We start from the raw sequence: 8,261 nt of genomic DNA, 5'->3' as shown, positions 1-8,261 counted from the left end.
CAAGCTGCAGACACTGATTGCCGGCGGCAATCCCCCGGATGTGACGAGCCATTACGGATATGGCGGGTTTGCCGAGTATTATAACAAAGACATGCTGCTTGATCTGACGGACCTTATTCAGGAAGACGGCTTCAAAGCCGAGGATTATCATATCCCAGAGAATCTGATGAAAATCTATACCGTAAACGGTCATACCTACGGCATACCGGTCAATATGTACGTCACCCTGATGCTCTACAACAAGGATATGTTCAATGCTGCGGGCGTCTCCTACCCGCCAAGTGATTATGAGGATAAGAGCTGGACGTTTGACCGCATGGTGGAGGATGCCAAGAAGATGACACTTGTCTCGGACGATATCGCCAAAACACAGTACGGTGTAGACTTCACCTGGGCGGAGCGGGATATGCGGCCGCTGTACTTCGGGGCAGAGCCTTACTCTGAAGATACCTGGACCAACGGCGGTGTTCCTTCCGAGACGCATTTCGATTCACCCGAGGTCATTGCCGCTTACCAGAAGCTGTTCGACCTTGTGTTCAAGGAGAAGGTGTCCCCGACTTCCGAGTGGAGTAAAAGCGTAGCCGGACAAAACGGCGACCCGTTCGTCGCAGGCAAGATTGGCATGTCGATCGGCGGCTCCTGGAACCTCGCCGGGGCTAACGACTTCCCGTTCAAAATTGGCGTAGCCGCCGTGCCTTGGGGAGGCAACGACAAGGTGCGCAGCACGCTGTTCGTTGATCCGCTGCTGATTCTGAAGGACTCGAAGCATCCGAAGGAAGCTTTTGAATGGATCAAATACCTGATGACTACTGAAGTCCAGGAGAAGTCCATCGAGCTGAGCGGCGGCAATCCGCCAGTCAATACGGAAGCGGCTGAGGTGTATTACAAGCATTTTGACGGCATTGATCCGGAGGATGTGAAGAAGGTCTACGAGGGCGCGGTCAAATACGGCTATGAATCCTACAATCATCTGATCACCAACTACTCGCAGATCAACGACATGTTCATCAATGAGCTGCAGCCGGTCGAGACGGGTCACAAGACCCTGGAAGAGGTTATGCCGGTGATTCAGAAGAAGGTTACGGAGATCATCAAGAGGTAGCGGCCCGGCGATGGTTATATGTTTAGCGAAACCCCGGTGCGGCCTGTATACTGGAGATAGAATAAGTGGAAACGGCTTTGCCGTCCTTTTAAAGGACGGTACCGTTTCAGCGAGAAATAGAAGGATAATTTATCGTGTGAAACATATAAATTCTATATTTTAAAAGCACCGGACAATCTGCCGCAAGGAGCGCTTGAAATGAAAGTAAGTATTTTTGATGTAGCCAAAAAATCAGGGCTGTCCGTGGTCACCGTATCGCGGGTATTAAACGGAGCAACGTCTGTGCGGGAGAACAACCGCCAGAAGGTGCTCGACGCGATCAAGGAGCTGGATTACCGCCCGAATGCAGCAGCCCGCAGTCTGGCCAGCGGCAAGACCGGCATCATCGGCCTGATTGTAACGACCCTGCAGGATTCCTTCTTCGATGCTGTGGTCAAGGAGCTGAATGAGACGCTGGCCCTGCACGGATATTATCTGGCGATCTCCGTATATGATGGCATTGGCTCCGGCGAGAGCCACTACCTGATCCAGGAAGACCGGGTGGACGGACTTATCCTGCTCTCCCCGATCAAAGAGGACAATTATATTGTCGAGCTGAAGCGGCGGGGCATTCCCTATGTGCTGATCGACAACCAGCTGCCGGAGAATGACAGCTACTCGATCACCATCGACAACTTCAAAGGCGGGTATGCCGCAGCCAGCCACCTGCTGGAGCTGGGGTATACCTCCATCGCCCATCTCTGCGGGCAGGAGATGTTCCGCAGTACGCGGGAGCGGCGCGCGGGCTTCCTGCAAGCGCTGCAGGAGCAGGGCCTCGCCCCGTTCGAGATCGTACACGGTGAATTTGAGATCACCATGGGCTACGACACGGCGCAGCGCTGGCTCGCAGAGGGTAAGCTGCCGGGGGCAGTATTCGCCGGAGATGACAATATCGCCCTCGGGGTGATCAATGCCCTGATGGAGGCAGGCGTAAAGGTGCCGGAGGAGGTTGCTGTAGTCGGCTACGACGACCACTATATCGCCTCCCAGCTCCACCCGCATCTGACCACTATGCGCCAGCCGGCGGATAAGATCGGAGTCGCCGCCGCCGACATGCTGCTGCGCCGGATCAGCGGGGAGATGAAGCGCGGCTCCAATATTAAGATCGATCCGGAGCTGATTGTGCGGGAATCGACGAAGATTACACTTTAGGAGGTACAAACATTGGCTTACTACTTGGGGATCGATGGGGGAGGCAGCAAGACCTACGCCCTCATCAGCGATGAACAGGGCCGTATTCTAGGCAAAGGCCGGAGCGGCAACGGCAATCACCAGACCAGCGTGACGCAGGCGGAGAATAACATCCGCGAAGCGGCTTCCATGGCGCTGGCGGAAGCCGGGCTCCGGCTGGATCAGCTTCGGCAAGCCTATCTGGGGCTTGCCGGTGCTGACCGCCAGACGGACTATAATATTCTTCATCCGATGATCCGCCGCATCGGATTCACACAGTACACGATCAGCGGCGATACGATGATCGGCCTGCGGGCGGGGACGGACCGCCCCTACGGGGTGGCCCTGATCTGCGGCACCGGCACCAATGCGGCGGGCCGTAATCCGCAGGGCCGCCACTTCCAGTGCGGCGGGTTCGATTATATGTACGGCGATTTCGGCGGCGGCGGCGCGCTGAATATCGAGGTATTCCGCACAGTCATCCGGGCCTGGGACGGTCGCGAAGCGCCCACGCTGCTGACGGAGCCACTACTGAAGCTGCTCGGCTATGGGTGGGTGGAAGACATGTACGATGACTTCCTGGATCACGGGAAGCAGGTGCCGCTGGATGCGGCCCGCCTGCTTTTCCCGGCAGCGGCTGAGGGCGATGCCGCAGCGCTGGCGATCCTGAACCGCCAAGGCGTGGAACTGGGCAAGGCTGCGGCGGCCGTCATTCATCGGCTCGGTATGGAGAACGATGAATTTGATGTGGTCCTGGCCGGAAGCGTGCTGACCCGAGGCGACCGGGGCTGGATTCGCGGGCCGATTGAGCAGGCTGTGCATGAAGCGGCACCAGGCGCGGCAGTGGTCACCCTCTCCACCGAGCCTGTGGTCGGCGCTCTCTGGTCGGCGCTGGAGAGCGACGGGATCACCGTCAGCCAGGGTATGTATGAGACGATGCGTGCTTACAGGGAGTTCGAGCTTATTCCCACTACCACCAGACAGGAGTGATTCATTGTGACAGCGAACCAAGGTCTTAAGATTGCCGTCATCGGCGGAGGGTCTTCCTATACCCCCGAACTGGTAGAAGGCTTCATCCTGCATCATAAGGAGCTTCCGGTCCGGGAGCTGTGGCTTGTAGACATTGAGGCTGGCCTGCATAAGCTGAACATCGTGGGCGCTCTGGCGAAGCGTATGGTGGAGAAGTCCGGTCTGCCGATCGAGGTCCATCTCACCACCGACCGCCGCGAGGCCATTGCCGGTGCGGACTTCGTCAGCACGCAGATCCGTGTCGGTATGCTGGATGCCCGTGCCCGTGACGAGGCGATTCCGCTGAAATACGGCGTGATCGGCCAAGAGACGACCGGCCCCGGCGGCATGCTGAAGGCACTGCGCACCATACCGGTCATTCTAGGCATCTGCCGGGATATCGAGGAGCTGGCACCGGACGCCTGGCTGCTCAACTTCACCAATCCCGCAGGTATGGTCACCGAAGCGGTCCTGCGGTACTCCAAGGTGAAGAGCATCGGTCTCTGTAATGCCCCGATCGGCCTGATCAAGCAGGTATCGGCCAAATATGACACTGCCCCGGACCGGATTTACGCCGAGTTCGTCGGCCTGAACCACCTGCACTGGATTACCCGTATTGATGTGGAGGGTGAAGACAAGCTGCAGGAGATGCTGGAGGATACCGCAGGCTACAGTGCAAAGAATGTTCCGGCACGCGAATGGAACCCCGAGTTCCTGCAATCGCTGCATGCCTTACCTTCGTATTATCTGAAGTACTTCTACATGACCGATGCGATGCTTGCGGAGCAGCAGGAAGCCGCCGCACAAGGCGGGAACCGTGCCGAAGTCGTCAAGCGTGTGGAGGAGGAGCTGTTCGCCATCTACAGCGACCTTGCGCTGAATGAGAAGCCGAAGCAGCTGGAGCAGCGCGGCGGAGCCTTTTATTCCGAGGCGGCGGTGAACCTGATGCGCTCGCTCTATAGCGGCACCAATGACATTCAGACGCTGAATGTGGCGAACCGGGGCATCTTAGACTTCCTGCCTTACGATGCCAGCATCGAGGTCAACTGTGTCGTCACGAAGACCGGCCCCCTCCCGCTGCCGCTGACGAAGATTCCGCCGATGGCCAAGGGACTGATTCATGCTGTGAAGACCTATGAGCAGCTAGCCATCGACGCCGCCGTCACCGGTGACCGCAGCCTGGCGATCCAGGCGCTGGCCCATCACCCGCTCGTCCCTTCCGTGGAAGTAGCGATCGCCATGCTGGATGAGATGCTGGAGGCGAACAGGGAGTATCTGCCGGCCTTTTTCGCTCAGGACTAATCCCTTAACATCAATAAAGAGCCTGCTAACCACAGTTCACTCTGCGGCCGTACAGGCTCTTCTCTTATTTCTTTATGGTATAACGGTAGGTTTCGCCCTCAATCTCGAAATCCGCATATAGCGTCTTGCCACTCGACTTCACTTCATCAGGAACCTCGGCCATGAACACCAGAGTGCCATACTTCAGCGGTCCAATCGTCGAGATATTGGTATAGGTGAAATCTTCACCGCCGTTCTTCTCCATCGTCGCGAAGGTGCTATATTCATATTTGTTATCGTATGTAACCTCCACCTCCGCTACTCCACCCGCATTGATGGCTTGACCTGCGAGATTTTTCACCTTCAAAGTGATCGCCAGATAGGTTGTGCCCGGTTCCTTGGCTTCATAGTAGGTGTAGTATGACCCCGGATTCGATGGATTAACCTTCTTTCCAAATGAGGTCTTGGTAATGGTATACTCACCCGTTCCATCGATCGTGAGCGGCGTGCCTTTTGCGATCCGCTTGTGTTCATCGCCGGAATCAGCGGCTGCCGGGCTGTCCCCGGTACTTAGAAGTTCGGCCGTACCGCCTTCCTCTTTCGCTGTCACAGGCCTCACAACAAGGTCTCTCTTCAGCGCTTCATTCTCTTCCTTTAAAAACTTGTTCTCCTTCTTAAGCTCACTAATCTCTGCCTTCAGCTTCTCCGTGCGATCTCTGCCAGCGCCTGCACTGCCCGAAGAACAGCCGGTTACGGTTACCGCTAGCATAGCAGCAACGAGCCAGAGACCGCCTGACTTCATTGTCATAGGACACCCCAATATTTGTATTTCAACCTTCATTATTATAAGACAGACTCTGTGTCAAAAGATAGAAAGATATGTAACATCCCAACAGCTATTGTCGAATGAAATAGCGGATGGCCGATGCGAGCCGTAATCGTCACCCCCGGTGCTGCTTGCGGTACTGGAGAGGGGAACGCCTTGTAATGGCCTTGAACACCCGCCCGAAATGCGCAATGCTCTCAAATCCAATCTCCGCCGCCACCCGGGTGACCGGCCACTTCGTCTGCGTGAGCAGTACCTTCGCCTCACGGATGCGGACATAGTTCAGGTACTCAATGATGGTGAAGCCTGTCGTCTGCTTGAAAATCCGGCACAGATATGTAGCGCTGATGAAGAACCGCTCGGCAATCCCCCCAAGGCTCAGCCGCTCGCTGTAATGGTTGTCCAGATATTCGATGATACCGTATACCCGGCGCTGCCCCTCGCTCTGCTCCGGTGAGACCAGGGCGGGCTTCGCCCTCCTTATCCGCTCCAGCGTAATCAGCAGTTGCAACAGCAGCATCCTTGTATATTCAGTGCTCCAGCGCAGCCCCTCCTTCTGTTCCTCCTGCATCGCCTGGAGCAGGTCTGTGATGAGTCCCTGTTCATGCGCCGTAGGCCGCAGCAGGAAGCTCTCCCCTTCGAACACATTCATCCAGTCTGCCCCGGGTGCCACGGGCTCCAGATAGGCATCGTCAAAGCTGATCAGCACCCGCTCATGCGGAAGATGACTTCCGCCGGTTGTGCGGTGCAGGTGATTTTTGTTAATAAACACAAGGTCTCCGGCTTCCAGCGCATACCTTCCGTTACGGATATAATAGTGCCGCTCCCCGGATAGCAGATAATATATTTCGTAGAAATCATGGAAATGGTCGGTGTCCATATTGAAATGCCCGATGCGCCTCAGCTGCTCAATCTGAAAAATAGATTCCACCCTGCACCAAGCCCCCTGAAAGGATAAGATAAGCACACTTTTGAGCAAAAATGACTAAATACCGTTCACTTTCTGCATTTTCTATACTATAAAATAGAATCAAATCCAAGTAAATGGAGTGATCCCCTTGTCCAAAAAGAAATATGCACTTGTCGGCACTGGCGGCCGGGCTGAATTTTTCTATGGCGCTCTTGTTACCGCTTACAACGAAACCTCCGAGCTTGTGGCCTTCTGCGATGTCAATCAGACGCGGATGAATTTCGCCAATCATATGCTTACGGATAAATACGATTACCATGAGATTCCTACGTACAAGGCCGAAGACTTCGACCGGATGATCACCGAGACCCGGCCCGACTTCGTGCTGGTGACTACGATTGACCGGACGCATCACAAGTATATTATCCGCGCGATGGAGTTGGGCTGTGATGTCATTTCCGAGAAGCCGATGACGATTGACGAGGAGAAATGCCGGGAGATCTTCGATGCGATTGAGCGCACCGGCAAGAATCTGCGGGTCACCTTCAACTACCGCTATGCGCCGCATAACACGAAGATCCGTGAGGTCATTATGGACGGCGTACTGGGCGAAATCCTGTCCGTGAACTTCGAATGGCTGCTCAATACCCAGCATGGAGCGGACTATTTCCGCAGATGGCACCGCGACAAGCGGAACAGCGGCGGCCTGCTGGTGCATAAATCGACGCATCACTTCGACCTGATGAACTTCTGGCTGGGGTCGCAGCCGGACACGGTTTTCGCCATGGGCGATCTGCGCTTTTACGGGAGAGAGAATGCCGAGAAACGGGGCATCACCGAGTTCTATCAGCGTGCCTACGGCAGCAAGGCTGCCGAGAACGACCCGTTCGCGCTTCACCTGGACCGTAACGAACACCTGAAGAGCATGTACCTGGACGCCGAACACGAGGACGGGTACCAGCGCGACCAGAGCGTATTCGGGGACAATATCAGCATCGAGGATACCATGAATGTCATGGTCAAGTACAAGAACAAGACCGTCATGAACTATTCGCTTAACGCATATATGCCGTGGGAGGGCTTCATCATCGTGTTCAACGGGACTCAGGGGCGGATGGAGGTGCGGATTACCGAGCAGTCCTACGTCAATTCCGGCGGCAAAAAAGAAAACGAAGGCGCGCTGGAAGGCGTCAGCATTATGATCTATCCGCACTTTAAGGAGCCTTACCGCGTAGAGTTCGAGAGCAGCAGCGGTGGACACGGCGGCGGTGATCCGGTGCTGCTGAGCGATATTTTTGATAAAAAGCAGGAAGACCGCTTCAACCGCGCAGCTTCGCACAAGGACGGCGCGATGTCCATTATGACCGGCATTGCCGCCAACCGCTCCATGAAGACCGGCCAGCCGGTGAAAATAGACGACATCTGGAAGGCGTGATCTGGCGCGTGGCGTCGCAGCAGCGATGAACCCCGCACGATAATGCAGAAGCCCCCCTTTGATCACGGGTACGTGGTGAAAGGGGGGTTGTCTAGCTTTCTACTTGGCGCCATTGTATTCGGTTTTTCGCCTACATTTCGCCCACTCACCACGCACCGGCACATTGTGTTCGGTTTTTCACCTACATTCATTTCTCAACAAAAAAAGACCCTTCATTTAAGAAGGGCCTTCGCTTGCATCACGGTTAAAACCATTATGCGGTCAAGAGGACTCGAACCTCCACGATATTGCTACCACTGGCACCTGAAGCCAGCGCGTCTGCCAATTCCGCCATGACCGCAAAGAAAACATTCAATGCAACGCAAGAAGTAATATATCATGAATTCTTCAAAAGAACAAGTCTTTTTTATTAATCATGGTTAAAGCGGGACACAGCCACTTTGAGAAGGGGTCTAGCTGGTGCGTCATAGCTAGCCTCAACTTACAGTTG

The 8,261-nt window shown here is 55.3% G+C and carries 7 protein-coding genes and 1 tRNA gene; 5 read left to right on the top strand and 3 right to left on the bottom strand.

All coding sequences use genetic code 11. From position 1 onward, the window contains the following. The 4 genes from C173_RS16070 to C173_RS16055 form a co-directional block, all read left to right on the top strand. The coding region (locus tag C173_RS16070; RefSeq protein ID WP_036726345.1) for an ABC transporter substrate-binding protein at positions 1–1,102 on the top strand (1,102 nt) is incomplete at its 5' end. Positions 1,103–1,300: 198 nt separating this feature from the next. Then, positions 1,301–2,293, top strand: coding sequence for a LacI family DNA-binding transcriptional regulator (locus tag C173_RS16065; protein ID WP_036726344.1), 993 nt, complete (start codon positions 1,301–1,303; stop codon positions 2,291–2,293). Between the two features lie 12 nt (positions 2,294–2,305). Beyond that, positions 2,306–3,301: an N-acetylglucosamine kinase gene (locus tag C173_RS16060; protein WP_036726343.1), complete on the top strand. Its 996-nt coding sequence runs from the start codon at positions 2,306–2,308 to the stop codon at positions 3,299–3,301. A 6-nt stretch (positions 3,302–3,307) separates the two neighbouring features. Continuing rightward, the gene (locus C173_RS16055) at positions 3,308–4,621 is read left to right on the top strand and encodes a 6-phospho-beta-glucosidase (RefSeq protein ID WP_036726341.1); all 1,314 of its coding nucleotides are present in this window, start codon (positions 3,308–3,310) and stop codon (positions 4,619–4,621) included. Positions 4,622–4,685: 64 nt separating this feature from the next. Here C173_RS16055 and C173_RS16050 read toward each other — a convergent pair whose 3' ends face one another. Both C173_RS16050 and C173_RS16045 read right to left on the bottom strand, forming a co-directional pair. Then, positions 4,686–5,408: a bZIP transcription factor gene (locus tag C173_RS16050; protein ID WP_235191912.1), complete on the bottom strand. Its 723-nt coding sequence runs from the start codon at positions 5,406–5,408 to the stop codon at positions 4,686–4,688. A 133-nt stretch (positions 5,409–5,541) separates the two neighbouring features. Further along, entirely contained in the window at positions 5,542–6,357 is an 816-nt protein-coding gene (locus C173_RS16045) for an AraC family transcriptional regulator (protein WP_036726339.1), read from the bottom strand. A gap of 127 nt (positions 6,358–6,484) precedes the next feature. On the opposite strand from C173_RS16045, the gene C173_RS16040 reads away from it, so the two are divergent. After that, positions 6,485–7,771: a Gfo/Idh/MocA family protein gene (locus tag C173_RS16040; protein WP_036726338.1), complete on the top strand. Its 1,287-nt coding sequence runs from the start codon at positions 6,485–6,487 to the stop codon at positions 7,769–7,771. Between the two features lie 256 nt (positions 7,772–8,027). On the opposite strand, the gene C173_RS16035 is transcribed toward C173_RS16040, so the two are convergent. Then, a tRNA-Leu gene (locus tag C173_RS16035) sits at positions 8,028–8,111 on the bottom strand. Positions 8,112–8,261: the final 150 nt, after the last annotated feature.

The sequence above is a fragment of the Paenibacillus sp. FSL R7-277 genome, from assembly GCF_000517965.1.
Lineage (GTDB): Bacteria > Bacillota > Bacilli > Paenibacillales > Paenibacillaceae > Paenibacillus_AQ > Paenibacillus_AQ silagei.
This window is presented reverse-complemented; position numbering and strand designations above follow the sequence as displayed.